At 67.7% G+C, this 25,624-nt stretch carries 18 protein-coding genes; 4 read left to right on the forward strand and 14 right to left on the reverse strand.

Translation table 11 applies throughout. The annotated features are described in order from the left end of the window. Positions 1-32: 32 nt before the first annotated feature. The 14 genes from ppc to rpe all read right to left on the reverse strand — a co-directional run bounded on the left by ppc (position 33) and on the right by rpe (position 15,981). The gene (gene ppc / locus ACTXPP_RS00215; protein WP_443340387.1) at positions 33-2,918 is read right to left on the reverse strand and encodes a phosphoenolpyruvate carboxylase; all 2,886 of its coding nucleotides are present in this window, start codon (positions 2,916-2,918) and stop codon (positions 33-35) included. A gap of 37 nt (positions 2,919-2,955) precedes the next feature. Further along, the gene (tpiA, locus tag ACTXPP_RS00220; protein ID WP_443340388.1) at positions 2,956-3,738 is read right to left on the reverse strand and encodes a triose-phosphate isomerase; all 783 of its coding nucleotides are present in this window, start codon (positions 3,736-3,738) and stop codon (positions 2,956-2,958) included. A 45-nt stretch (positions 3,739-3,783) separates the two neighbouring features. Continuing rightward, positions 3,784-4,995 (reverse strand): phosphoglycerate kinase, encoded by a 1,212-nt coding sequence (locus ACTXPP_RS00225; protein WP_443340389.1) that lies wholly within the window; start codon positions 4,993-4,995, stop codon positions 3,784-3,786. Further along, the gene (gene gap / locus ACTXPP_RS00230; protein ID WP_443340390.1) at positions 4,995-6,002 is read right to left on the reverse strand and encodes a type I glyceraldehyde-3-phosphate dehydrogenase; all 1,008 of its coding nucleotides are present in this window, start codon (positions 6,000-6,002) and stop codon (positions 4,995-4,997) included. The genes ACTXPP_RS00225 and gap overlap by 1 nt, the downstream gene beginning before the upstream one ends. Positions 6,003-6,140: 138 nt before the next feature. Further along, positions 6,141-7,139, reverse strand: a complete 999-nt coding sequence (gene whiA, locus ACTXPP_RS00235) for a DNA-binding protein WhiA (RefSeq protein WP_443340391.1) — start codon at positions 7,137-7,139, stop codon at positions 6,141-6,143. After that, positions 7,123-8,223 (reverse strand): gluconeogenesis factor YvcK family protein, encoded by a 1,101-nt coding sequence (locus ACTXPP_RS00240; protein WP_443340392.1) that lies wholly within the window; start codon positions 8,221-8,223, stop codon positions 7,123-7,125. Before ACTXPP_RS00240 ends, whiA begins: the two co-directional genes overlap by 17 nt. Further along, positions 8,220-9,125 (reverse strand): RNase adapter RapZ, encoded by a 906-nt coding sequence (gene rapZ / locus ACTXPP_RS00245; RefSeq protein WP_301497591.1) that lies wholly within the window; start codon positions 9,123-9,125, stop codon positions 8,220-8,222. Before rapZ ends, ACTXPP_RS00240 begins: the two co-directional genes overlap by 4 nt. A 24-nt stretch (positions 9,126-9,149) precedes the next feature. Then, on the reverse strand, positions 9,150-11,222 hold the full coding sequence (uvrC, locus tag ACTXPP_RS00250; protein WP_443340393.1) for an excinuclease ABC subunit UvrC: 2,073 nt from the start codon (positions 11,220-11,222) through the stop codon (positions 9,150-9,152). A gap of 37 nt (positions 11,223-11,259) precedes the next feature. Beyond that, positions 11,260-11,763, reverse strand: a complete 504-nt coding sequence (locus ACTXPP_RS00255; RefSeq protein WP_443340394.1) for a PH domain-containing protein — start codon at positions 11,761-11,763, stop codon at positions 11,260-11,262. A gap of 48 nt (positions 11,764-11,811) precedes the next feature. Continuing rightward, entirely contained in the window at positions 11,812-12,294 is a 483-nt protein-coding gene (gene ribH / locus ACTXPP_RS00260; RefSeq protein ID WP_301495717.1) for a 6,7-dimethyl-8-ribityllumazine synthase, read from the reverse strand. A 41-nt stretch (positions 12,295-12,335) separates the two neighbouring features. Then, positions 12,336-13,604 (reverse strand): bifunctional 3,4-dihydroxy-2-butanone-4-phosphate synthase/GTP cyclohydrolase II, encoded by a 1,269-nt coding sequence (locus tag ACTXPP_RS00265; RefSeq protein WP_443340396.1) that lies wholly within the window; start codon positions 13,602-13,604, stop codon positions 12,336-12,338. Next, the gene (locus tag ACTXPP_RS00270) at positions 13,601-14,248 is read right to left on the reverse strand and encodes a riboflavin synthase (RefSeq protein WP_301495719.1); all 648 of its coding nucleotides are present in this window, start codon (positions 14,246-14,248) and stop codon (positions 13,601-13,603) included. The genes ACTXPP_RS00265 and ACTXPP_RS00270 overlap by 4 nt, the downstream gene beginning before the upstream one ends. 16 nt (positions 14,249-14,264) lie before the next feature. Next, complete coding sequence (gene ribD / locus ACTXPP_RS00275) at positions 14,265-15,311, reverse strand: bifunctional diaminohydroxyphosphoribosylaminopyrimidine deaminase/5-amino-6-(5-phosphoribosylamino)uracil reductase RibD (protein ID WP_301520515.1); 1,047 nt, start codon at positions 15,309-15,311, stop codon at positions 14,265-14,267. Next, positions 15,301-15,981: a ribulose-phosphate 3-epimerase gene (gene rpe / locus ACTXPP_RS00280; RefSeq protein ID WP_301495723.1), complete on the reverse strand. Its 681-nt coding sequence runs from the start codon at positions 15,979-15,981 to the stop codon at positions 15,301-15,303. The genes ribD and rpe overlap by 11 nt, the downstream gene beginning before the upstream one ends. 217 nt (positions 15,982-16,198) lie before the next feature. On the opposite strand from rpe, the gene ACTXPP_RS00285 reads away from it, so the two are divergent. From ACTXPP_RS00285 to ACTXPP_RS00300, 4 genes are all read left to right on the forward strand, one after another. Continuing rightward, positions 16,199-21,751, forward strand: coding sequence for a glutamate synthase-related protein (locus ACTXPP_RS00285; protein ID WP_443340397.1), 5,553 nt, complete (start codon positions 16,199-16,201; stop codon positions 21,749-21,751). Beyond that, positions 21,748-23,568 carry a diflavin oxidoreductase gene (locus ACTXPP_RS00290; RefSeq protein WP_443340398.1) on the forward strand — a complete coding sequence of 607 codons (1,821 nt, stop codon included), beginning with the start codon at positions 21,748-21,750 and terminating at the stop codon, positions 23,566-23,568. The genes ACTXPP_RS00285 and ACTXPP_RS00290 overlap by 4 nt, the downstream gene beginning before the upstream one ends. Before the next feature lie 202 nt (positions 23,569-23,770). Next, entirely contained in the window at positions 23,771-25,486 is a 1,716-nt protein-coding gene (locus tag ACTXPP_RS00295) for a sodium:solute symporter family protein (RefSeq protein ID WP_443340399.1), read from the forward strand. Between the two features lie 3 nt (positions 25,487-25,489). After that, positions 25,490-25,621: a putative transporter small subunit gene (locus ACTXPP_RS00300; protein WP_301495731.1), complete on the forward strand. Its 132-nt coding sequence runs from the start codon at positions 25,490-25,492 to the stop codon at positions 25,619-25,621. Positions 25,622-25,624: the final 3 nt, after the last annotated feature.

Genomic DNA, 25,624 nt, shown 5'->3' on the forward strand with positions numbered 1-25,624 from the left:
CAGCACTAACCTGCCGGTGTCGGCCCGGAAGCTTATCCGGAGTTCCGCAGGCCGGTGGCCAGGCCGTTCATCGTCAGTCGGATACCGTCGAGGACATCCTCGCTGCGATCGCCGTCGCGGTACCGCCGCAGCAGGGAGAGTTGCAGCAGGTTCAACGGCAGGAGGTACGGGAACCTGTTGCGCACCGACAGGGCGAGCTCGGGGTTGTCGTCGACCAGGGTGTCCTGTTCGGTGATCTGCAGGTACATCTCCACGGTGAGGGTGAACTCCCCGGAGATCATCTCGAAGATCCGGTCGGCGTCCTCCCGGTCCGGCACCAGTGCCGAGTACAGGTGAGCCACCGACAGGTCGGTCTTCGCCATGACCTGGGCCATGTTCGACAGCACCGAGCGGAAGAAGGGCCAGCGCCGGTACAACTGCCGGAGGTAGTCCAGACGTGCGGCAGAATCGGCAGAGTCACCTCCGTCGATCCACTGACGCACCGCACTGCCCACCCCGAACCAGCCGGGCAACATGATCCGCGACTGGGACCAGGACAGCACCCACGGGATGGCGCGCAGGTCGGAGATGCTGCTGGTCTGCTTGCGGGAACTGGGCCGGGAACCGATGTTCAGGTTGCCGATCTCCTCCAGCGGGGTGGAACTGGTGAAGTAGTCGATGAACCCGTGGTCGTCGTGCATCAGCCGGGCATAGGTTAGACGGGACAGTTCCGCGAGTTCGCGCATGGTGGCGTAGGCCCGCTCCGGATCGTCGATCCGGTCGACCGGCAACAGGCTGGCCTCCAGGGTCGCCGACACCAGGGACTCGAGGTTGCGTCGGGCCACCGAGGGCACACCGTACTTGGCGGAGATGATCTCGCCCTGCTCGGTGATCCGCACGCTACCCTGCACCGCGCCTTCAGGCTGGGCGAGGATCGCCTCGTGACTGGGCCCGCCGCCGCGTCCGACCGTGCCGCCACGGCCGTGGAACAACCGCAGTCCGACACCGGCGTCGGAGGCTGCGGCGACCAGGGCGATCTCGGCGTCGTACAGTCCCCAGTTCGCCGCCAGGTAGCCACCGTCCTTGTTCGAGTCGGAGTATCCCAGCATGACTTCCTGGACCTCGCCACGGTTGCGGACGTAGTCGCGGTAGAGCTCGAGGGACAGCACCTCCCGCATCACGTCCGCACCGGCGGCCAGGTCCTCGATCGTCTCGAACAGCGGGATCACGTCGACGCTGCCGCTGATGCGGCCATCGTCGGCGGTGACCAGCCCCACCTCCTTGAGCAGGATCATCGGCTCCAGAATGTCCGACACCGATGACGCCATCGATATGATGCAGTGCGGGACGGCGTCCGGGCCGAAACGCTCCACGGCATCCGCGGCCGCCCGGAAGATCCCCAGTTCGCGCTCGGTAACCTCGCTCCAGGTGGCACGGGGGTCGCTGAGGGGACGCGGCGAACGCAGCTCGGCGGTGAGCAACGCCACCCGCTCCTCTTCGGTGAGCGCCGTGTAGTCGTCGGTGACTCCGGCCCTGGTGAAGAGTTCGCTCAGCACCGACTCGAAGCTCTCCGAGTTCTGTCGCAGATCCAGGCTACTGAGGTGAAACCCGAAGGTCTGCGTCGCGGCGATGAGGTCGCCTAGCCGGTGGTCGGCGATGATGTCGTCGGCGCTGGCGCGCAGTGAAGCGTCGATGGTCTCCAGGTCGGCCAGCAGTTCGGTGCTGTCGGTGTAGGGCTGGTGGCCACGGGACAGGGTCTGATCCTGTGCGACCTCGACCTGCTCACTCAGGCGGGATGCCGCGGTGGCGGCGACGCGTCCCCGGATACCGTGGACGGCCCGGCGGTAGGGTTCGTCGACCCTGGAGGGGACGTCGTTCCTGCCCCGGTCGGCCAGCTCCGCGAGATCCTCGGTGACGTGGGTGAGCCGGACGGACAAGCTCAGCTCGTGCTCCAGCTTCCCGAGCTGGCCCAGGTACCAGTCGAAGACGGTCTGGGCGGCCCGCGCTGTGGCGTAGGTGACGGTCTGCCCGGTGACGAAGGGGTTGCCGTCGTGGTCGCCGCCGATCCAGCTGCCGGGACGCACCGTCGGCGTGGCCGGGACGTCCTGTCCATAGCGGTCGCGTAGTGCCACGGTGACCCGGCGGTTGATCGCCGGAATCTCCTGCAGCAGGCTGATGGTGAAGTAGCGCAGCCCCACGTTGATCTCGTCCTCGATACGGGGGCGCACCGAGCGGATCAGCGCGGTCTGCCACAGGATCGACACCCGGCGGCGGATGTCGGTGTCGATGCTGGCCAGACGTTCGTCGCTGCGTGCGGTGCGTCCACTGTTGAGGATGCGTCCGCGGCTGCGCATCAGTCGGGTGATGTCCCACTGCACGTCGAAGACCGTGCGGCGACGGGTCTCCGTCGGGTGGGCGGTAAGCACCGGGGCAACCTGGGCCTTCGCGACGACCTCGGCGACCTGTCGGGAGGTCACCGAGGCATCGGACAGTGCGGTCCATGCCGAGTCGAGGGTGTCGGCCGGCGGGGCCACGCCATCATCGGCCCGACGGTCCCGGAGACGTTCCTCGTGGAGGTCCTCGGCGAGGTTCGCCAGCAGACTGAAGTGTGAGAAGGCCCGGATCACCGGGAGTGCCGTCGCTGCGGGAAGGTCGTGCAGCCGGTCGGCCAGTGACTCCAGGGCGGCAGGGTCCCCGTCCCCGTCACGAATCGCGAAGGCGGCCCGGCGGGTCTCCTCGACGACCGAGAAGACCTCCTCCCCCTCCTGGTCCCGGATGATGTCACCGAGGATGGCGCCGAGGTAGCGCACCTCCTGGCGAAGTCCGGGAATGATCTCCGGGGTCTCGGTGTCCGGGGCAACCGCGGGGATCGCGGTGCCGGGGACGGTCTGAGGGGCGGAATCCGCCCGCTGTGGTGACTGCGGTGTGTGTGGAGTCATGACCCCATTGTGCCCGCAGTAGCCCACATTCGCTGGCTCAGCGACCCGCCTTCGCTGCCGCGGCACACAGTCGGGCGAAGTCCTCGCCGTCGAGACTGGCCCCACCGACCAGCCCTCCGTCGACGTCGGGCTGGCTGACGATCTCGCCGACCGAGTCGGTCTTCACCGACCCGCCGTAGAGGATGCGCATACCGTCGGCGGTGCCGTCGTCGGCGAGTTCGCGGACGAGTCCGCGGATCGCCTGGCACACCTCCTGGGCGTCACCGGCGGAGGCGACTTCGCCGGTGCCGATCGCCCACACGGGTTCATACGCGATGACGGTGGACGCGAGGTCGCCCGCCGAGAGACCTGCCAAGGAGTTCCGGGTCTGCGCGACGACGTAGTCGACGTGCCCGCCCTTCTGACGGACCTCCAGGGGCTCACCCACGCAGACGATCGGCGACATACCCTCGGACAGCGCGGCCTTCGCCTTCGCCGCCACGGTGGCGTCGTCCTCGTGGTGGTACTGACGGCGCTCGGAGTGACCGACGACGACCCAGCGGCAGCCCAGCTTGGCGAGCATCGACGCGGACACCTCGCCGGTGTAGGCACCCTTTGCGTGGACGGAGACGTCCTGGGCACCGTAGGTCAGCGGGACTTTCTCGCCATCGACGATGGTCTGGACGCTGCGGATATCGGTGAACGGCGGGATGAACGCGACGTCCACGTGGTCGTAGTAGTCCTTCGGCAGGGCGAAGGCGAACTTCTGCACCACCTGGATGGCCTCCAGGTGGTTCAGGTTCATCTTCCAGTTGCCGGCGATGAGCGGGGTGCGGGTCATTGGACCGGGCCTTTCAGTTCTCGGGCAGGTTACTTCTCGGGTGTGCTACTTCTCGAGCACGGTGATACCGGGCAGTTCCTTGCCCTCGAGGAACTCCAGCGAGGCTCCACCGCCGGTGGAGATGTGACTGAAGCCGGCCTCGTCCAGGCCCAGGGTGCGCACGGCGGCGGCGGAGTCGCCGCCTCCGACGACGGAGAAGGCACCGTCGGAGGTCGCGGCGATGATCGCCTCGGCCACACCACGGGTCCCCTCGGCGAAGGCCGGGAACTCGAAGACACCCATCGGACCGTTCCAGAAGACTGTCTTCGATGCCGACAGCGCGGCGGCGAAGGTCGCCACGGATGCCGGTCCGATGTCCAGGCCCATCTGGTCGGCCGGGATCGCGTCGGCGGCCACGGTGGTGGCCGGGGCGTCGGCGGCGAACTCCGGGGCGACGATGACGTCGACCGGCAGGCTGATCACGTCACCGAAGCGCTCCAGCAGGTCACGGCAGGTGTCGACCATGTCCTCCTGCAGCAGCGAGGTGCCGACCTGGTGGCCCTGGGCGGCGAGGAAGGTGAAGCACATGCCACCTCCGATGACCAGGGTGTCGACCTTCGGTGCCAGGGCCTCGATGACCCCGAGCTTGTCGGAGACCTTCGAGCCACCGAGAACCACGGCGTAGGGCTGTGCCGGGTTCTCCGAGACGGTCTTGAGCACCTCCAGCTCCGACTGCACCAGGCCACCGGCGTAGTGCGGCAGCAGTTCGGCGACGTCGTAGACGGAGGCCTGCCGACGGTGGACGACACCGAAACCGTCGGAGACGAACGCGCCGTCGTCGCCGGTCAGGGCGGCGAGCTCGGCGGCGAAGGCAGCGCGTTCGGTCTCGTCCTTGGAGGTCTCGCGGGCGTCGAAACGCACGTTCTCCAGCAGCAGGATGTCACCGTCGTTGAGGCCGTTGGCCCGCTCGTGGGCATCCTCACCTGTGACGTCGGCGGCCAGCGGAACCCACTGGTCCAGCCGCTCGGCCAGGGCCTCGGCGACCGGGGCGAGCGAGAAGTCCGGGTTCGGCTCACCCTTCGGACGTCCCAGGTGGGCGCTGACGATCACGCGGGCACCGGCGTCGATGAGCCGGCGCAGCGTGGGGACGGAGGCGTCGATACGGCCGGGATCGGTGATCTCACCGTCGGCCAGTGGGACGTTGAGGTCGGCACGTACGAGTACGTGACGTCCCTCGACGCCGTCGTCAATCAGGTTGTCGATGGTCCGGACAGTCATCAGAGGCGCTCCCCAACGTATTCAGCGAGGTCAATGAGGCGACGGGTGTAGCCCCACTCGTTGTCGTACCAGGCAACGACCTTCACCTGGTTACCGATGACCTTAGTCAGCCCCGAGTCGAAGATGGACGAGTGGGGGTCGCCGACGATGTCGGTGGAGACCAGCGGCTCGCCGTCGGAGTACGACAGGATGCCGGCCAGCTCGCCCTCGGCGGCCTTCTTGACCGCTGCGTTGACTGCCTCGACGGAGACGTCGGAGCCGGCCTCGATGGTCAGGTCGGTGACCGAACCGGTGGGCACCGGCACGCGCATGGCGAATCCGTCGAGCTTTCCGGCGAGCTGCGGCAGGACCAGGGAGACGGCCTTGGCCGCACCGGTGGAGGTAGGAACGATGTTCAGTGCCGCCGCCCGGGCACGGCGCAGATCCTTGTGAGGTGCATCGTGGAGGCGCTGGTCGCCGGTGTAGGCGTGGATGGTGGTCATCAGGCCGCGGACGATACCGAACTCTTCGTCGAGCACCTTGGCCAGCGGAGCCAGGCAGTTCGTGGTGCAGGACGCATTTGAGATGATGTGGTGGTTCTCCGGGTCGTAGTCGGTGTGGTTGACACCGACGACGAAGGTGGCGTCCTCGCCCTTGGCCGGAGCGGAGATGATGACCTTCTTCGCTCCGTTGTCCAGGTGAGGCTGCACGGACTCAGCATCGCGGAACAGGCCGGTGGACTCGATGACGATGTCCACCCCGTGGTCGCCCCACTTGAGGTTCTTCGGCTCACGCTCGGCGGTGACTGCCATGCGCTTGCCGTCGACGGTGATCGACTCATCGTCGTAGCTGACCTCGGCATCCAGCCGACCGAGGATCGAATCGTACTTCAGGAGGTTGGCGAGGGTCTTGTTGTCGGTGAGATCGTTGAAAGCCACGATCTCGAGGTCGGCACTGCTTTCGCGCACTGCCCGGAAGAAGTTACGGCCGATGCGGCCGAATCCGTTGATTCCTACTCGTACGGTCACGGTGGTGCTCCTGTGGTCGAGTTGCTTGGGTGGTATTTCCAGTTACCCAGACTACAGAGGCTGCACCGCCGTCGCCGGACGTAATTTCCCGTCCGGGGGATCCCGGACGGTGCCGGACAGCAACAGTCAGCTACCGGATCAGTTCTCCGGCTCGTCGTCGATGTCGAAGATCTCGTCGGTGACCGCGGCGCTGGTGTCCGGGATGCCGAGTTCGGTTGCCCGACGGTCCGCCATCGTCAGCAGGCGGCGCACCCGGCCGGCCACCGCATCCTTGGTCATCGGCGGATCGGCGAGCTTACCGAGTTCCTCCAGCGAGGCCTGCTTGTGCTGGACACGAAGCGTCCCGGCCTGCACGAGGTGGTCGGGAACATCCTCGCCGAGAATGTCCAGGGCCCGGGCGACGCGCGCTGCCGCGACCACCGCAGCCCGTGCCGAACGTCGCAGGTTGGCGTCATCGAAGTTGGCCAGCCGGTTGGCGGTGGCCCGCACCTCGCGGCGCATGCGCTGCTCCTCCCACTGCAGCTTGGTGCGGTGCGCCCCCATCCGGGTGAGGAGGTCGCCAATGGTCTCACCATCGCGGATGACCACACGCATCACCCCGCGGGTCTCCTTGCTCTTGGCGGTGACACCGATGCGGCGGGCCGCCCCCACCAACGCCAGAGCGGCCTCATTGCCTGGGGTGGTGACCTCCAGTGCCGAGGACCGCCCCGGCTCGGTGAGCGAGCCGCGCGCCAGGAAGGCACCGCGCCACGCGGCAACGCACTGGTCTGCGGTACCGCCGATGATGAAGGGTGGTAGGCCCCGCACCGGACGTCCGGCACGGTCGATCAGGCCGGTACGCCGGGCCAGGTCGGTGCCGCCCTCGGTCCAACGCAGGACGTACCGGGCGGAGGTGCGCAGGTTCCCTCCCCCGACGACCTGCATCTCGGCGGTGAGTTCGAAGAGCTCCTCGACGGCCTGCGAGACCCGGCGTGCGGTCGCCCCGCTGTCGACCTCGGCCTCGACGACGATGCGTCCGGCGACCAGGTGGAGACCGGCGCTGTAGCGCAGCAGTCCGGCGATCTCGGCGGTCATCTCCTCCGGACGGGTCACCGAGACCCGTGCCAGTTCGTCCTTCACCTCAGCTGTCAGTGCCACTGTGGCTGCCGCTCCCTTCCTCTAGGCCGCTGGTGGATCCCGTTGATCCTACCGCCTCCCAGGTAGCCAGTTCGCGCAGAACGTCCGCCAACTTCTCCGAGGAGTGCCGGTCGGTCCAACGGCCCCGGTCATCGTCCTGCCGGACGTTGCGGTAGACCACCTCGGCACCGAGCCGTTCGGCGGCGCGTTCGAGGTGACGGCGTTCACTGCCGGGCAGCAGGGTCGAGGTGTCGACCACCACCACGTCCATCCTCAGGCTCGGGCAGTGCTGCAGCAGCATGTGGATGTGGCGTTCCATGGAGAAACCACTGGTCTCCCCAGGTTCGGCGACGAGGTTCATGATCACCACACGGGTGGCCGTGGTCTCCTGCAGTGCCTCGACGATACCGGGCATCAGCAGGTGCGGAATCACCGAGGAGAACCAGGAACCGGGCCCCAGGGTCACCATGTCGGCATCGAGGATGGCCTCGACCGCCTCCGGGGAGGCCTCCGGATTCTGCGGGATCAGCCGCACCCGACGGACCTGCCCGAGGGTCGAGGCGACAGCGACCTGACCACGCACGGCGTTGACTTCGCGCGGATCGTCGCCGAGCCCCTGCACCTCGGCCTCCAGGTCGAGCGGTTCCGGGGACATCGGCAGCACCCGCCCCTGCACACCGAGCAGCCTCCCCAGTTCATCGAGGGCGGCGATGCTGGAGCCCATCACCTCGGTGAGACCGGTGAGGACGAGGTTGCCGACAGCATGGCCGGCGAGTGCACCGTGCCCGGAGAACCGGTGCTGCAGGGTCGTCTCCCACAGATGACCGCGTGGTGAGTCACGGACCAGGGCGGCCAGCGCCATGCGCAGGTCTCCCGGGGGAAGGGAGCCGAGTTCGCGACGCATGCGTCCGGACGACCCGCCGTCGTCGGCGACGGTGACCACCGCGCTGACGTAGTCGGCGGCCTCGCGGGCAGCACGGAGCGTGGCGAACAGGCCGTGGCCGCCGCCGAGGGAGGTGATCTTCTGCAACGGGTGTCCGTCGGAGCGCTCGGGGATGTGTTCGGTGGGGTCCTCAGGTGTGTACTCGGGGGTGTACTCGGTCATGACGACTCCCCCCTGACCAGGTCACGGTGCATGGTCCGCACGTCGAGCTCGGACAGGCCGCGCAACCGCTCGGCCAGCGCCTCGACCAGCGCCGGACTCCGGTGCTGGCCACCGGTGCACCCCACCGCCACGGTGATGAAGTGTTTGCCTTCCCGCCGGTAGCCGGGCAAGGCGGTGGAGAGCAGCCGGACGACCCCGTCAAGGTAGTCGGACGCCTCCGGCCGGGAGAGCACGAAGTCAGCCACCGGGGCATCCAGGCCGCTGGAGTCGCGCAGTTCTGGTTCCCAGTAGGGGTTGGGCAGGAACCGGGCGTCCAACAGCAGGTCGATGTCCCGCGGGGTACCGTGCTTGAAGCCGAAGGACTGCACGGTGATGTGTTCCCGTCGGTCACTGATGGCGGCGAAGTAGCCCTCCAGGGTGCGCCGCAGGTCGTGGACACTGGTGCCGGTGGTGTCGATGACCACGTCCGCACGCTGCCGGATGCCTTCCATGGATTCACGTTCCCGGTCGATGCCGGCCTGCAGCGTCTCATCGCCCTGCAGGGGGTGGACGCGGCGAAGCTGCCCGTAGCGGCGGATCAGGGTGCGGTCGTCGGCGTCGAGGTAGAGCACGAAGGGCTGTCGACCGGAATCGTGCAGGCTGGTGAGCACGTCGGTCAGCGACCCGACGAAATCCCGGGAGCGGACGTCGGTGACCACGGCGAGCCGTTCCACCGGAGAGTCGGACTCGAAGCTGAGCTCGACCATCCGCATGATCAGTTCCGGGGGCAGGTTGTCGGCGACATACCACCCCATTTCCTCGAGGACCGTGGCCGCTTCCTTGCGCCCGGCACCGGACATGCCGGTGATCAGGACCAGCGACGCCTCCAGCTGGGAATCGCGCGGATTGTCAGGGGTTGTCATACCGCCCGAGTCTAGCCGGAATCATCAGCCGGATCCCTGGTCCGGCTCCTGCGGGGTCAGCGCCTGCATCACGGCCTCGGCCAGAGTCAGGCCGAATCCTGGCAGTTCGGCGATCCCCTCCACCCCGGCCTCGCGGACCTTGGCGACCGATCCGAATGCCTTGACCAGTTGGGCGCGACGGGTCGGTCCCAGGCCCCGGACGTCGTCGAGGGCGGAGCGGGTCATGCGTCTACCGCGGCCGGCCCGGTGGAAGGTGATGGCGAAGCGGTGGGCCTCGTCGCGGATCTGCTGGATGAGGTACAGCGCCTGGGAGTTGCGGGGCAGGATCACCGGGTACTCGTCGCCGGGGACCCACAGCTCCTCCAGTCGCTTGGCCACGCCGACGAGGGTGACATCGGTGACCCCGAGCTCATCGAGCACCTCCTGTGCCGCATTGACCTGGGGTTTGCCACCGTCGACGATGAACAGCTGCGGCGGGTAGGCGAACTTCTTGGAGGACGCCTCGGCCTGTTCCACGGTGACTTCACCGTCGAGCAGGTCTCCCCCGTCATCCCCGGCGGGGACTACCAGGCGGTCCTGTCCGTGACGGCGGAACCGGCGACGTACGACCTCGGCGATCGAGGCGACGTCGTCGGAGTGACCGTCCCCGGCTGCCTCGCGGATGCGGTATCGCCGGTAGTCGGACTTCCTGGGCAGCCCGTCCTCGAAGACGACCAGGCTGGCGACGACGTCGGTGCCCTGGATATGCGAGATGTCGGTGCATTCTATCCGCAGCGGGGAATCCTCCATCCACAGCGCCTCCTGAAGGTCGCGCAGTGCGGCTGACCGGGTGGTGAGGTCACCGGCGCGGGCGATCTTGTGCTGGGCCAGCGCCTGGGACGCATTCGCGGTGGCGGTGTCCATCAGTGCCTTCTTGTCGCCACGTTGGGGCACCCGCAGCCGGACCTTGCCGCCGCGGAGGTCCTCGAGCCATTCGGTGAGTCGGGGGGCGTCGGCGGGCAGTTCGGGGACGAGGATCTCCCGGGGTACCGGTTCCAGGGTGACCCCGTCGGTGGCCCTGGAGTTGCCGCCGACGGCGGATTCGGTGGCGCTGTCGAGGGCGGCGGTGTCTCCGTAGAACTGGGTGAGGAAATCCTCGAGCAGGACGGACAAAGCGGCACTGCCACTGGCACTGCTGCCACTGGCACTGCTGTCACCGCTGCCGTCCTCACTGGACGCCTGCCGTTCGACCACCCACCCGCGCTGACCACGGATGCGTCCACCACGGACGTGGAAGATCTGGACGGCGGCCTCCAGATCATCGCTGTCGACGGCAACGACATCGGCGTCGGTGTCGTCGGAGAACACCACCGCCTGCTTCTCCATCGCCTTCTCCATCGCGCCGAGCTGGTCGCGCAGCGAGGCGGCGCGCTCGAAATCGAGGTTCTCGGCGGCAGACTGCATGTCGTGACGGACCTCGCGCATCACCCGCTCGGTGTTGCCCCCCGCGAGGAAAGAGCACAGCCCGTCGACGAGTTCCATGTGTTCTGACGGGCTGACCCGACCGACACAGGGGGCAGAACAGCGGTCGATGTACCCCAGTAGGCAGGGGCGTCCCAGCTGTTCATGCCGGCGGTACACACCGGCGGTACAGGTGCGCACCGGGAAAACACGGGTCAGCGATTCCAGGGTGTCGCGGATCGCCCAGGCCTTGGGGTACGGACCGAAATAGCGCACGCCCTTCTTGCGCGGCCCCCGGTACAGGAATGCACGCGGGAACTGCTCTTTCACGCTGACCGCGAGCATCGGGTAGGTCTTGTCGTCCCGGTACATGACGTTGAACCGGGGGGCGAACTTCTTGATCCAGGTGTACTCGAGGTTCAGCGCCTCGAGCTCGCTGCCGACCACCGTCCACTGCACGTGATCGGCGGTGTGGACCATGGTGCGGATCCGGGGCTCCAGGTGCGCGGGATCCTGGAAGTAGTTCGACAGTCGGGCCCGCAGGTTCTTCGCCTTGCCGACGTAGAGCACCCGGTCATCGGCGTCGCGGAACGTGTAGACCCCCGGGTTCGTCGGGATCGAACCGGGGGCGGGACGGTAACTCGCTGGATCAGCCATGGGCGTGGGTCTCGGGGATACGTGAGGTGCAGTCAGGTTATTCGGCGGGCATGTAGCGGTCCTCGAGCACCCGGAAGTCCTCGACCTTGCGGGCGATGGTCGCCTTGTCGGCGAGCTGGAAGGCCATCATGGGGACGAACTCGAAGTCCGGGAGTTCCAGGCGTGCCCAGCGGGCGTTGCGGGGGAAGGAGAGACCGTGGATGATGCTCCAGCGGTAGAACTGGGCGCCGAAGATGTTGCGGACCTCCACCCCGGCCTCGTTGACCCGCACGCGCGGACGCAGCAGGCACAGGATGCAGCTGGAGAAGATCAGGCCCAGTCCGAGAAAGGACAACTGGTCGACGGCGGTGACGGCAACACCGGTGTCACCGATGGCGGAGACGACCGCCATGAAGATGTGCACCAGCAGCACGACCAACGCACCGCCCCACGCCCACCGCTTCAGCGTGGGCGAGGTGACGGTCAGCAACCATTCGCCGTTGTCGGCGGAGGTGCGGGTTGTCGTCGAGGTGGTGTCGGTGACCGATTCAGAGCTGCTCACGGGTACCCAGCCTACCTCCCTGACCCCCGGGGAGTTAAACGGTGACGGTCACCCGCGCGAGCGGACGTCCTTGAGCACCAGCAGGGTATGCAGGGCGGCGTTGGCCGCGTCGCGACCCTTGTCCTCCACTGCGCCCGGGGCACCGGAACGGTCGACGGCCTGCTGGTGGTTCTCCACGGTGAGCACACCGTTGCCGACCGGCTTGCCGGAGTCCAGTGACACCCGGGTCAGGCCGTAGGTCACCGCATTGCAGACGTGGTCGAAGTGGGCGGTCGCGCCCCGGATCACGCAGCCGTTGGCGACCACGGCGTCGAAGGTCCTCGCCGCCTCGGCGGCGACGACGGGCAGTTCCACCGCCCCGGCGACGCGCCACTGTGAGACGAGCACACCGGCCTCGGTCAGGGCGGCCACGGCGTGCTCGTGGAGCCGGTCGGTGATCTCCGGGTTCCAGGACGCCGAGACCACGGCGATGCGCAGTCCGGCCCCGGAACCCGGGGTGATGGTGATGTCGGCGAGTCCTTCGGCGGGCATGGGACGCTCCTCAGTGGTGGTTGGTCTTCAGGTCAGGACGCTCAGTTCGGGACGCTCAGGGAGTCGAGCTGGTGGCCCATCCGGTCGCGCTTGGTCCGGAGGTAGGCCTCGTTCTCCGGGTTCGACGGCAGTTCCACGGGGATCCGCCGGACGACGGGGATGCCGTGGCGTTCCAGGCCGAGCCGCTTCTCCGGGTTATTGGACATCAGCGCCACGGAGTTCACCCCCAGGTCGGTGAGGATCTGGGCGGCCGCGCTGTACTCGCGGGTGTCGACCGGCAGTCCCTGGGCGGTGTTGGCGTCGACGGTGTCCAGCCCCTCGTCCTGCAGGTTGTAGGCCCGCAGCTTCGGCACCAGGCCGATCCCGCGTCCCTCCTGGCCACGCAGGTACACCAGTACTCCGCGGCCAGCCTCGGCGATGAGGTCGAGGGAGGTGGAGAGCTGTTCGCCGCAGTCGCAGCGTCGGGAGCCGAAGATGTCCCCGGTCAGACACTCGGAGTGCACCCGCACCAGGACGTCCTGCCCGTCGTCGTCGGCGACGTCACCGGCGACCAGGGCGATGTGCTCGACCCCGTCGATCAGGCCGGTGTAGCCCACGACGTGGAAGTCGCCGTGGCGGGTGGGCAGCCGTGACTCGACGTTACGGGTGACCACCGGGGTGTGGACGCGACGCCAGTCGGCGAGCTGCTCGATGGAGATCAGCGACAGTCCGTGGGTGTCGCAGAAGCGGCGCAACTCCGGCAGACGTGCCATGCCCGAAGGGTCCTCCTCGGAGACGACCTCGCAGAGCACGCCGGCGGCAGGCAGCCCGGCGGCGCGTGCCAGGTCGACGGAGGCCTCGGTGTGTCCACCGCGCTCCAGCACCCCACCGCGGCGGGCGCGCAGCGGTACGACGTGGCCGGGCCGGTGGAAGCTCTCCCGGGTGGATTCCGGATCGGCGAGCAGGCGCAGGGTGTGGGCACGGTCGTGGGCGCTGATGCCGGTGGTGATGCCCTCGGCGGCGTCGACGGTGACCGTGTAGGCGGTGCCGCGGACGTCCTCGTTGCGGGCGACCATCGGCGGCAGGCCCAGACGGTCGGCCTCACTGTCGGGTACCGCAGCACAGATGTAGCCCGAGGAGTGCCGCACGGTGAAGGCGACGACCTCCGGGGTGGCCTTGGCGGCGGCGAAGATGATGTCGCCCTCGTTCTCCCGGTCCTCGTCGTCGACGACCACGACCGGCTTGCCGGCGGCGATGTCGGCAATGGCGTCCTCCACCGGGTCCAGCAGCGAGGTCCGCTGCGGCTGCTCTGCTCCGTTACCGTTGCTCACTGTTCCTTCTCCTCTGCTGCGGTGGGTGCGGAGTCTGCTGCTGCAAGGCGTTCGACGTACTTGGCCAGCACATCGCACTCGATGTTGACCCGGTCGCCGACGGCCAGGGTGCCCAGCACGGTCTCGGTCAGCGTGGTCGGGATCAACGAGACCTCGAACCAGGCCACCTCCGGACCCCCGACCTCGGCCACGGTCAAGGAGGTGCCGTTGACGGCGATACTCCCCTTCTTGGCGACATAGCGGGCCAGGGCGGGATCCTCGAGGACGAACCGGAAGACCTCCCACTCGGTGCCCGCGGTGCGCGACTGCAGGACGGCGGTGCCGTCCACGTGACCCTGTACGATGTGTCCGCCGAGTCGTCCGCCGGCCGGGGTGGCACGCTCCAGGTTGACCGGGGTACCGACGACGGCATCTCCCAGCGCGGTGTAGTCGAGGGTGACCTTCATGACATCGGCCCAGAAGCCCGGCTCGTCCCCTGACACATCACACTCAGTGACGGTCAGGCAGACGCCGTTGACGGCGATGGAGGCACCGTGGACCGCGTCGGAGACGACGGTGCGGCAGCTGACTCTGATGCGTTCGGCATCCGGTGTGCGCTCGACGGCGCCGATCGAGCCGATCTCCTCAACAATTCCGGTGAACATGGAATAAGAGTCTAGGCTACGTCGCCCGGTTCGGAAGCCGCCGGGTTGAATTGATGAAAATATCACTTCCGAGGGGGCGGGTCTCCCTCAACACCTGTCGGGTGATGTCTGCCATCGTGCTGGCCATTCCGCTGCGCTGGTCCACTGTCGGAACCCCTGCACCCAGTAGCGCCGGGGCGATGTAACTGTGCACCGAATCCACCACGCCGGCCGCCAGGAACGCGGCGGTCAACCGCGGCCCACCTTCGACAAGCACGTCCACCACGCCGCGGGACCACAACTCCTGCAACACCACCGTGACATCACGTTCAGCCAGATGCAGCGCCGGACGCACGGCCGCATCCTCCGGCACCGGGGTCTGCCCGACCACCACCCGCAGCGGCTGGTGGTCGCTCAATGACCCGTCCGGGCGCCGTGCAGTCAGACGCGGGTTATCCGCGACCAATGTGCCGGTACCGATGAGGATGGCATCGCGCCGCGACCGGTCCAGATGAACCCGGGCCCGTGCCTTCTCCCCGGTGATCCACTGGGAGGCCCCGTCGGTGGCCGCGGCGAAACCGTCCAGCGTCCCTGCGTACTTGATCGTCACCCGCGGACGTCCCAGCCGCTGGGCGGTCAACCATGCCTCGACACTGAACTCCGGCACCCCGGTCAGGTCTGTCTCCTCGGCGATCAGCGGCCCGGTAACCTCGACCCCGTGGTCGCGCAGGTATCCCGCCCCGCCGCCGGCCTGCTCTCCGGGATCGGCGAATACGAAGACCACCCGGTCGACCCCGGCCTCGACGAGCGCGTGGGAACACGGGCCGGTACGTCCGGTGTGGTTGCAGGGCTCCAGCGTCACCACCGCCGTACCCCCGGCCGCGCACTCGCCGGCCTCGGCCAGGGCGACCACCTCGGCATGTGCTCCCCCGGCCGGACGCGTCCCGCCGGTACCCACGATGTTTCCTTCGGCGTCCAGGATCACCGCACCGACCGGAGGGTTCGGGCTGGTGGACCCCTTCACCGCATGGCCGGCCGCATCGGCGGCCGCCACGGCATCCCGAATCTCCGGGCTAAGCTCCACCGGCGAGCTCCCGGAGCTCCGTGACGCGGGCCTCCGGGTCAGCGGCACCGAAGACGCTGGAGCCGGCGACGTAGACGTCAACCCCGGCCTCGGCGGAGACCGCGGTCGTGTCCGGCCCGATACCGCCGTCGATCTCGACCAAGGTGTCCAGGCCGTCCGCGTCGATCCGGGCGCGCAACGCACGGACCTTGTCGAGCACCTCCGGCATGAAGGACTGTCCGCCGAAACCGGGCTCCACGCTCATCACCAGAACCAGGTCAAAAGCCTCGAGGTGGTCCAGCAGCGGCTCGACCGGAGTCCCCGGCTTCACACTCACACCGGCGCGGGTACCGGCCTCACGCAGGGTCGCGGCGAGCTCCACTGCCGCGGCCACCCCGGCGTCCCCCCTGTCCTCGACGGCCTCGAGGTGAAAGGTCACATTGCCGAAGGCGGCGTAGTCCGGCGCCCAGCGTGCCGGGTCCTCGATCATCAGGTGGACGTCGAGGAACTTCTCCGAGACCCCCTTGACGGCATTCGCCACCGGCAGCCCGAAGCTCAGGTTCGGCACGAAGTGGCCGTCCATCACGTCGATGTGCAACCAGTCCGCCCCGGGGACACGGTCGATGCTCTCGGCGAGACGGGCGAAATCGGAGGCGAGGATGGAGGGGGCAATCAGCGGCTGTCGAGTCATGGTTGTCATGGTACGTCACACCATCCGGGGGCATATGTTTCCACGGGATTACGCCGGTATTTCCGCAGCGTATCGTGCGGATGTTCGATTAGTGCACGGACATTCCGGTGGGTTAGTGTTGCCTGATCGAGACAGACCCCCTGCACCCGCTGTCAGTGTCCGCCACAAGCGGCGACAAGCCGGGTCGGGCCCATGAGAGACCAAGGACCTATCGCACATGAGTTCGACATTCGGATTGTACGACCCCACCGCAGAGCACAGCGCCTGCGGCGTCGGCTTCCTAACCCGCAAGGACGGCCACCCCACCCACGACGTCCTCGTCAGGGGCCATGAGGCCCTGTGCGCCATTCCCCACCGCGGCGGCATGTCCTCGGAGGGCGTCGGCGACGGCGCCGGAGTGAACATCGACCTGTCCGTCGAGTTCTTCAGTGCCGTCACCGGACGTCAGCTGACCGAGCGCCACTTCGGCGTGGCGAACTTCTTCCTGCCCGAGGACCGTTCCCATGAGCAGGCCGCCCGCGACCTGGTCGCCGCCGGCCTGCAGGCCGAGGGGCTGGAGATCGTCCACGTGCGTGAGGTGCCCGTCGACGACAGCGTGCTGCGTCCCGCCGCCGTCGGGTACCAGTTCCCCATCACCCAGTGGGTGTTCACCGCCCCCGGGATGACCCCGGAGCAGGCCGACCGCGCGGCGAACGACGCCCTGCTGGGTATCGAGGCCGAGGCCTACCGCACTGCGGAGTACACCGGCCTCTACCCGCTGTCACTGTCCACCCGCACCCAGGTACTCAAGGGCCGGCTCAACGCGGACGAGGTCATCCCCTACTTCCGTGACCTGGTCGACCCCCGGCACAGTGTGCGCACCCTGTACTTCCACACCCGGTTCTCCACCAACACCGAACCGCACCCCACCATGGCGCAGCCTTTCCGCCTGATGGCGCACAACGGCGAGCTCAACACCGACCGCAAGAACCGCATCAACGACGACGCCTTCGCCGCCGCCCGGCACCGCACCATCGTGCGTCCCCCCGGGCAGAGTGACTCGAGCCGTCTCGACCAGACCCTGCAGAGCCGCGTCTTCGACGACGGCCTCGGCACGGTGGAGGCCGTCGTCACCCTCATGCCCCCGGCCTGGGAGAATGACACCACCCTGTCGCAGCCGGTCCGGGACATGCTGGAGTACTTCTCCCTCTACGAGGAAAAGAACGACGGCCCCGCCGCCCTGATCTTCAACGACGGTGACGTCGTCGGTGCACGCCTGGACCGCCTGGGGCTGCGTCCGCTACGCACCGTGGAGACCGGCGACTACCTCATGGTCTCCTCCGAGGCCGGCCAGCTCGGTGCGCCGTCCGACGAGGTCCTTCGCCGCGGACGCATCGAGGCCGGCGGCATGCTGTCGCTCGACCACCGGACCGGACAGATCCGCGACACCCGCCAGACCCTCGAGGATCTCGCGACCGCCCGCGACTACGCCACCCTGCTCAAGGGTGCCCGCACCCACATCGACGACATCCCGGTCACCGGTCTCGACCGCGGCACCTCCACCCTGGGCTACGACGGCGACCTCCCGGTGTCCGGACGCTACGTCTCCTACTCCCTGAACCAGGAGAGCTTCCGGTTCATGATGGACCCGATGCTCGCCCAGGGCGCCGAGCGCATCACCGCGATGGGCTACGGCAACGCCATCAACGCCCTGAGTGACCAGGAGGGTGGCCTGGCCAAGTACTTCTCCCAGCGCTTCGCCCAGGTCACCAACCCGCCGCTGGACAGCATCCGCGAGGCCGACGGCATGACCTTCCGCGTCGCCCTCGGTGCCAAGCCGGACGGCCAGGAGACCGTGGAGGCCTCCGGTGGAACAGGACCGACCCACCAGATCGTGCTCGACACCCCGATCCTCAGCCAGCTCGACATGCTCCGGATCCGCGAGCAGACCATGGTGCCGGTCACCTACGCCGACCTGCTCTACACGCCGGTCGACGATGACGACGAGGCCAATGCCGTCGCCGTCACCGACGCCCTCGACCAGCTGTGTGACCGGGTCGCCGCCTTCGCCGAGGAGAAGGGCGGCATCGTGGTCCTGACCGACCGCGGGGTCGACACCGAGCATGCACCGGTGCCGCTGCTGTTGGCCATCGCCGCGGTGAACCAGCGGCTGATCCGCGACGGTCTACGCATGCGGGCCTCGGTCATCGCCGACAGCGGCCAGCTGCCCAGCTCGCACCACATCGCCTCCGCCCTCGGTTTCGGGGCCGCCGCGGTCTACAGCATCAGCGCCCGACTGCGTGCCGAGGAGAAGTACCCGAGTCCCGCCGGTCCGGCCGGCGAGATGACGGACACCGACCGTGCCTTCAACAAGTTCCGTAAGGCCGCGCTCAAGCAGCTCGGCAAGACCATGGGCCGCGTGGGACTGTGCACCGTCGAGAGCTACATCGGTGGCGAGTTCTTCGAGCCCAACTACCTCGACACCCGTGATCCGCGACTGGCCCGCTGCTTCCCGCACATGAAGGCCCCGGTCGGTGGTGTCGGTTTCACCCGCATCGCCCGGGCGTCCTCGGACTGGCACCAGCGTGCCCGCGCCGTCGACGAGAGCGGTGACATCCCGCTGCTCGGCCTGTTCAAGGAGCGCTCGGAGGGTGCCGGCCACTCCTTCGGCACCACGGCCGTGCGTGGCTTCACCGGACTGACCGACGAAAAGATCATGGTCAACGCCGAATACAAGGACGCGAAGAAGCCGGCGAACACCGACGCACTGCGCCTGCTCACCCTCGGCCAGCTGGAGGACTCATTCGGCCTGACCGACGAGGCCTACCAGAACGCCGGTTTCGGCCCGGTCCCTGACGACCGGATCGACGCCTTCCGCATCACCCCGGGCTACCGCGACTTCGTGTCGAACACCCGCGCCGAGCGGCACCGTCGCCCGTCTGCCCTGCGTGACGTGCTGACCCTCCCGGCGGATGTCACCGGGATGCGCAGCGCCGAGGACTTCTCCCGTGAGCTGGAGCGGTTCTCCCTGTCCGGCAACACCTCCCTGTGCATCCGCGGACTGCGGTTGGAGCAGACCCCGGGCGCCGACGGCACCACCACCATCCGCCTGCTCGACGGCGACTTGTCCACCCACTGCGAGTTCATGGTCTGGCTGCGCAGCGTGATGGGACGCGACATCCACGACCTGCACATCACCGACTCCTCGATCACGCTGCGGGCCACCGGTCGCGCCGCGATCCTGTTCGGACTGGTCACTGAGGCGCCTGCGGCACTGTCACTGGACGAGATCCAGCCCGCCCACGAGATCACCCGCACCCTTGCCTCCGGTGCGATGAGCCACGGCGCCCTGGTCGCTTCGGCCCACGAGGCCGTCGCCCACGGCACCAACATGGTCGGCGGCATGTCGAACTGTGGCGAAGGCGGCGAGCACTTCTCCCGTGCCGGCACCATCCGCGGCTCGCGGATCAAGCAGTTCGCCTCCGGACGCTTCGGCATCTGCGCCGGCTACCTCGCCGACCCGCAGCTCCAGGAACTGGAGATCAAGATCGGTCAAGGCGCCAAGCCAGGTGAAGGCGGACAGCTGCCGGCACCGAAGGTCACCGTGGACATCGCCGCTGCCCGTGGCGGTACCCCGGGCATCGAGTTGGTCTCACCTCCCCCGCACCACGACACCTACTCCATCGAGGATCTCGCCCAGCTGATCCACGACTGCAAGGCCGCCCGCGTCCGCGTCATCGTCAAGCTGGTGTCCTCCGAAGGCATCGGCACGATCGCCGTCGGTGTGGCGAAGGCCGGCGCCGACGTCATCAACGTCGCCGGCAACACCGGTGGTACCGGCGCTGCCGCGGTGACCAGCCTGAAGTACGCAGGACGCTCCGCGGAGATCGGCGTCGCCGAGGTTCACCAGGCCCTTCTGGCCAACGGCCTGCGCGACAAGGTGGTGCTGCGCTGCTCCGGCGCCCACCAGACCGGACGCGACGTCCTGGTCTCCGCCCTGCTCGGCGGCGACTCCTTCGAGTTCGGCACCACCGCACTGATGATGCTGCGCTGCGTGATGGCGAAGAACTGCAACATCAAGTGCCCGGCCGGGCTGACCACCAACTCCGAGGCCTTCGACGGCGACCCGCGCGCCCTGGCCCAGTACCTGCTCAACATCGCCCACGATGTCAGGGAGCTGCTTGCCCGCCTCGGCCTACGCTCGCTACGGGAGGCCCGCGGACGTACCGACCTGCTGCAGTTGCTGGAGCACCCGGCAAGTGTCGGCGACCTGGACATGCGCGACATGCTCGCCATCGTCCCGGAGAAAACCGTCAGCGAGCCGGTGTACCTGGAGAAGAACTTCGACGTCGACGAGGACCTCCTCGCCGAGGTGCGCCGTGCCCTGGTCGACGGTGCCGATCCTGCCGACAGCGTCGTCATCGGCGCCGAGACCCCGGTCGAGCTGTTCAACTGGAACAAGTCGGTCGGCGGCCAGCTGTCCGTCGACATCGAGCGGCTGCTCAACCACGAGCTGACCGACGAAGAGGTCGACGCCCTGCCGTCGACCCAGCACGACGACCGTGGCCGGGCCTCCTTCAGCGACGGGGCCGTGACCGTCCACACCTCCGGGTCGGCCGGCCAGTCCTACGGTGTCTTCTGCAACGACGGCATCACCCTGTCCCACTCCGGTACCGCCAACGACGGTGTCGGCAAGAGCCAGTCCGGCGGAACGGTGATCGTGCGTTCCCCCGGCGGCGGCTCCCCCGAGGCCGGCGGAAACGTCCTGATCGGCAACTTCGCCCTCTTCGGTGCCACCGGCGGACGCCTGTTCGTCGAGGGTGAGGCCGGCGACCGCTTCGCCGTGCGGAACTCCGGTGCCACCGCCGTGGTCGAAGGCTTCGGCGAGTTCGGGTGCGAGTACATGACCAACGGCACCGTGCTGAACCTCGGTGCCTGCGGCAAGGGCCTCGGCAACGGAATGAGCGGCGGTTTCCTCTACCAGTACGATCCGGACGGCCGGGTCGCCGCCACCGTCAGCGCCGACTCCCTGGTCACCTTCCCGCTGGTTCAGGCGGAGCCCTTCCACGAGGCCGCGGTGCGCATGATGCTCGACTGGCACATCGAGGCCACCGGCTCGGTCTACGCCACCACGCTGCGCGATGAGTGGGACACCACCCGCGAATCGATCGTCTGCTGCATGCCGCGTGCGCTGCTGCTCTACCAGGACGCCGACGAGATCCTCGGCGCCGCGTCCCGCCGTGAGCTGATGGACGAGCTGGCCACCGCCGTGGCGTCCTCCCGACTGCGGGAGTTCAAGTTGGACTTCCGTGACCAGAAGCTGCTGCTCGACGGCCGGGCCCCGGGACAGACCGGCTCGCCGGACATGTTCTCGCTGCTGGCGTCCTACACGATTCTGTCGGCCGCCCGCGAGATCGCCCGCGAGCGGGTCACCGGCGCGGTCGGTCCGGACGACCCGCGTATCGAGGAGATGGTGCGCAACCTGATCCTCACCGAGGACTTCTTCGTGATGCAGAAGGTCGTCCGCTACCTGCGCGACGCCCTGGACGCCTTCCCCGACGAGCAACTCGCCGCCATGATCGCGGTGAAGCGGCTGGACGACTACAAGGAGTCCCTGTCGCGACGCAACGTCCGCGGCATCGACGCCCCGGCGACCTACGGCTGGATCATCTTCCAGAACGCCAAGAACGCCGGCCTGATCGACCACGAGGCCTTTGACCGGGCCATCGCCACCGCCTCCCTCGACGACCTCGTCGCCGACTGGCGCGAGACGAAAGGTGTGAACGCATGACGCTCCCTGTTTCCCCCTCCCTGCCGTCCCTGCCTGCCCAGCCCTCGTTGGGCTTCATCCCCTCCGATGCACCGTTCTCGGCGGACCAGCAGACCTGGCTGGACGGCTTCTTCGCCGGGATGGACCTGGCCAAGGACCGTTTCCAGGGCCCGGTAGCAACCATGACCGTGGAGATCCTGGTGGGCAGCCAGACCGGCAACTGCCAGTTCCTCGCCGACCAGCTCGCCGGCGCGTTGCAGGGCGTCGGCCTGGGCGCGAACGTCTCCGAGCTGGATTCCGCGGGCACCGACGGACTGGCGACGGCCGGGCACGTGCTCGTGGTGACCTCGACCTACGGCGAGGGCGAGATGCCCGACAACGCCGAACTGTTCTGGGAGTCACTGTCGTCGGCCGAAATGCCGCGACTGGAGGAGCTCTCCTACTCCGTGCTCGCCCTGGGCGACTCCGGCTACGACGACTTCTGCCAGGCAGGCAAGGACATCGACGTCCGCCTGGAGCAGTTGGGCGCGTCCCGGATCGCCGCACGGGTGGACTGCGACGTCGACTTCGAGGAGCCGGCCGAGGCATGGGTCGCCGAGGTGACCGCGGCCCTGGGCGCACTGGCACCGGCCGGTGGTGCCGGCGCACCCACGGCCACCGGCTCGTCCCCTACCCCGAAGCGGTCCCAGTGGAACCGCCGCAACCCCTACCCGTCCCGTCTCACCGTCAACCGGCTGCTGTCGGGTGAGGACAGTGGCAAGGAGATCCGCCACTTCGAATTCGACCTGGGCGACTCCGGCATCACCTACGCCGCCGGGGACGCCCTGGCTGTCATGCCCGTCAACGACGACAGCCTGGTCGAGGCCATCCTGATCCGCCTGGGGCTCGACGGCGACCAGCAGGCGGACGACACAGACGGCCGGACCCTGGCCGATCTGCTGACGTTCGAGTGGGAGATCCGGACTCCGTCGAAGGAGCTGATCACCCGCCTCTCCGAGGTCGCGCAGGACAGCGTTCTCGCCGATGTCGTCCGCCGTGACGACCGCGATGCGCTGGACTCCTACCTCTGGGGACGCGACGTTCTTGACCTGCTCAACGAGGCACCGACGGTGACCTTCACCCCTGCGGAGCTCTCCGAGGTGATGCGTCCACTGCAGGCCCGCCAGTACTCGATCTCCTCGAGCCCGCTGCAGAGCCCGGACAGCATCCACCTCACCATTGCCGCAGTCCGCCACGAAGGACCGGAGAAGGTCGCCGACAGCGAGGAGCGCAAGCACGGCGGCGTGTGCTCGACCTTCCTGTCGGACCGTCTGGAGTTCGGCGAGGACTGCACCCAGACGGTGGGCATCTACCCACAGCCGAATGCGGCGTTCAGCGTGCCGGAGGACCCGGGGACACCGGTGATCATGGTCGGTCCGGGCACCGGTATCGCACCCTTCCGTGGCTTCCTGCACGAGCGCTCCCAGGCAGGGGCGACCGGTCCCAACTGGTTGTTCTTCGGCGACCAGCACCGCTCCTCCGACTTCATCTACTCCGAGGAGCTCACCGGGATGGCGGACTCCGGCGTGCTGACGAAGATGTCGCTGGCGTTCTCCCGTGACCAGGCGGAGAAGGTGTACGTGCAGACCAAGATGCGTGAGGAGGCCGCCGAGCTGTTCCAGTGGCTGGAGGACGGTGCCTACTTCTATGTCTGTGGTGATGCCTCGCGCATGGCCAAGGACGTGGAGGACGCCCTGCTGGATGTCATCGCCGAGCAGTCCGGGTGCTCCGCCGACGCCGCCCAGGACTATCTGACGACGATGAAGAAGGAGAAGCGCTATGTACGCGACGTGTACTGACGTGTACTGACGTGCTCTCTCCCCGGTTCCGTCGCCCGTCGATAGGTGAGCCTTATTCACACCTAGCTCTAACGAGATATCAGCGATGCGCTAACATATAAACCTTGTGTTTTCCTGAAGGAGCCGTCCGGGCCCAGCCCCACGCCGGCTCGATCGGGAAAGCACGGAGTTCACCCGTCCCCTACCGATTGGAATTTCGATGGTGTTGGCCGCAGATGGTTCCGCCCTCACTCAGTTGGGCACCCCGGCGATCCTCCTTCTCCTTCTGCTCTTCTACGGCGGCACGATGTGGATGGCCGTACGGATCTCGAAGCGCAAAGAGAACGCCGACGGCTACATGACCGCCGGCAACAAGATTGGATTCGGTGTCTCCGCCGCATCCATGACCGCGACCTGGATCTGGGCATCCTCGATGTACGCCTCGGTCGAAGCGGGTTACAACTACGGTGTCTCCGGCCCGATCCACTACGGGCTCTGGGGCGCACTGATGATCCTCTTCATCTACCCCTTCGGCAAGCGCATCCGGAAGGTCGCACCCAAGGCGCACACCCTGGCGGAGGTCATGTACGCCCGCCACGGCCGCTCCTCGCAGCTCATGCTCGCCGGCTCCAATGTGCTGGGTTCGGTCATCTCGCTGACATCGAACTTCATCGCCGGTGGCGCGATCATCTCGATCCTGTCGCCGATCAGCTTCGGCGGCGGCATCCTGATGGTCGCCGGCGGCGTGCTCCTCTACACGCTCTGGTCCGGTTTCCGCGCCTCGGTCCTCACCGACTTCGTCCAGGTAATGGCCATGATGGGTGCGGCGGCGATCATCATCCCGGTGATCTTCTTCGCCGCCGGTGGCCCGGACATGTTCGAGGCCGGCCGCGCCGCGGGCAACGTCACCTCCCAGCAGGAGAGCTTCTTCTCCTCCGACGCCTTCATGAACCAGGGCGCGCCCTACATCGCCGCGGTGCTGGCCTACGCGATCGGTAACCAGACCATCGCACAGCGTCTCTTCGCCGTGCGTGAGGACCTGATCAAGCCCACCTTCATCACCGCGACCCTGGGTTACGGTGCCACCGTGATCGGCATCGGCATGGTGGGCGCCATGGCCCTCTACCTCGGCATCCAGCCGATGGACGACGACGTCAACAACCTGCTACCGCAGATGAGCGCCGAGTTCCTGCCGATCGGACTGCTGGCCCTCGCCTTCATCATGATCATCGGTTCACTGTCCTCGACCTCTGACTCGGACCTGTCCGCCCTGAGCTCCATCGTGATGGCCGACATCTACGGCCAGTCCAAGGGACGCGGCAAGGCCGACCCGAAGACGATGCTGTGGCTGGGACGCGTCACGATGATCGTGGCGACGGCGGCAGCGTTGTTCTTCGCCACCGCCCGGTTCAACATCCTCGATCTGCTGGTCTTCGTCGGTGCGCTGTGGGGTTGCCTGGTCTTCCCCGTCATCGCCTCCTTCTACTGGAAGAAGGTCACCAACGCAGCGTTCACGGTCTCCGTGCTCGCAGCCCTCGTCGTCTTCCTCCCGGTGCGCTTCGCGTGGATCCCTGCAACCGGTGTCTGGGGCATCATCGTCGAGGCCCTCTCCATCATCGGTGTGGGTGTGGTCCTGGGCATCATGGCGTTCGGGTACTTCGGAAAGACCGTCGCAGTGTGGGTCGGTGGCATCGCCACGGCCGCCATGCTGCCGTTCGGCTTTGACTTCCTGCGTGACTACGAGACGCTGTCCGGCTCACTGGTCGCCTACGCGGTCTCGTTCCTCGTCTGCTGGGGCATGTCCGTCCGGTCCAAGATGAACTTCGACTTCGACACGATCTCCTCGGTCACCGGTAACTTCGACACCCCGGAAGACGGTTCCGCGGAGCCCGCCGACGAGCTTCCCAACCCCGACGACACCGCCCACGACAGGAGTTAACCCATGTCCCCTATCCTGCTCACCATCTACTTCCTCATCTGGCCGGTCCTGGTCGCCGTCGTCATGGGCGTCATCGCCAAGGGATTCATCCGTGACGCGAAGAAGGCCCGGGAGTCGGGCACCTCGATCATCTGATCC

Origin of the sequence: Candidatus Corynebacterium faecigallinarum (assembly GCF_052264515.1) — a bacterium.
Lineage (GTDB): Bacteria > Actinomycetota > Actinomycetes > Mycobacteriales > Mycobacteriaceae > Corynebacterium > Corynebacterium faecigallinarum.

Excerpts from the sequence above, each read along its gene's own strand:
- ACTXPP_RS00270 (WP_301495719.1), bottom strand. The coding sequence starts at position 14,248 with ATGTTCACCGGAATTGTTGAGGAGATCGGCTCGATCGGCGCCGTCGAG.
- ppc (WP_443340387.1), bottom strand. The coding sequence starts at position 2,918 with ATGACTCCACACACACCGCAGTCACCACAGCGGGCGGATTCCGCCCCT.
- ACTXPP_RS00300 (WP_301495731.1), top strand. The coding sequence starts at position 25,490 with ATGTCCCCTATCCTGCTCACCATCTACTTCCTCATCTGGCCGGTCCTG.
- rapZ (WP_301497591.1), bottom strand. The coding sequence starts at position 9,125 with ATGACAACCCCTGACAATCCGCGCGATTCCCAGCTGGAGGCGTCGCTG.
- ACTXPP_RS00240 (WP_443340392.1), bottom strand. The coding sequence starts at position 8,223 with ATGACCGAGTACACCCCCGAGTACACACCTGAGGACCCCACCGAACAC.
- ACTXPP_RS00285 (WP_443340397.1), top strand. The coding sequence starts at position 16,199 with ATGAGTTCGACATTCGGATTGTACGACCCCACCGCAGAGCACAGCGCC.
- ACTXPP_RS00225 (WP_443340389.1), bottom strand. The coding sequence starts at position 4,995 with ATGACTGTCCGGACCATCGACAACCTGATTGACGACGGCGTCGAGGGA.
- uvrC (WP_443340393.1), bottom strand. The coding sequence starts at position 11,222 with ATGGCTGATCCAGCGAGTTACCGTCCCGCCCCCGGTTCGATCCCGACG.
- ribH (WP_301495717.1), bottom strand. The coding sequence starts at position 12,294 with ATGCCCGCCGAAGGACTCGCCGACATCACCATCACCCCGGGTTCCGGG.
- ACTXPP_RS00290 (WP_443340398.1), top strand. The coding sequence starts at position 21,748 with ATGACGCTCCCTGTTTCCCCCTCCCTGCCGTCCCTGCCTGCCCAGCCC.
- rpe (WP_301495723.1), bottom strand. The coding sequence starts at position 15,981 with ATGACTCGACAGCCGCTGATTGCCCCCTCCATCCTCGCCTCCGATTTC.
- tpiA (WP_443340388.1), bottom strand. The coding sequence starts at position 3,738 with ATGACCCGCACCCCGCTCATCGCCGGCAACTGGAAGATGAACCTGAAC.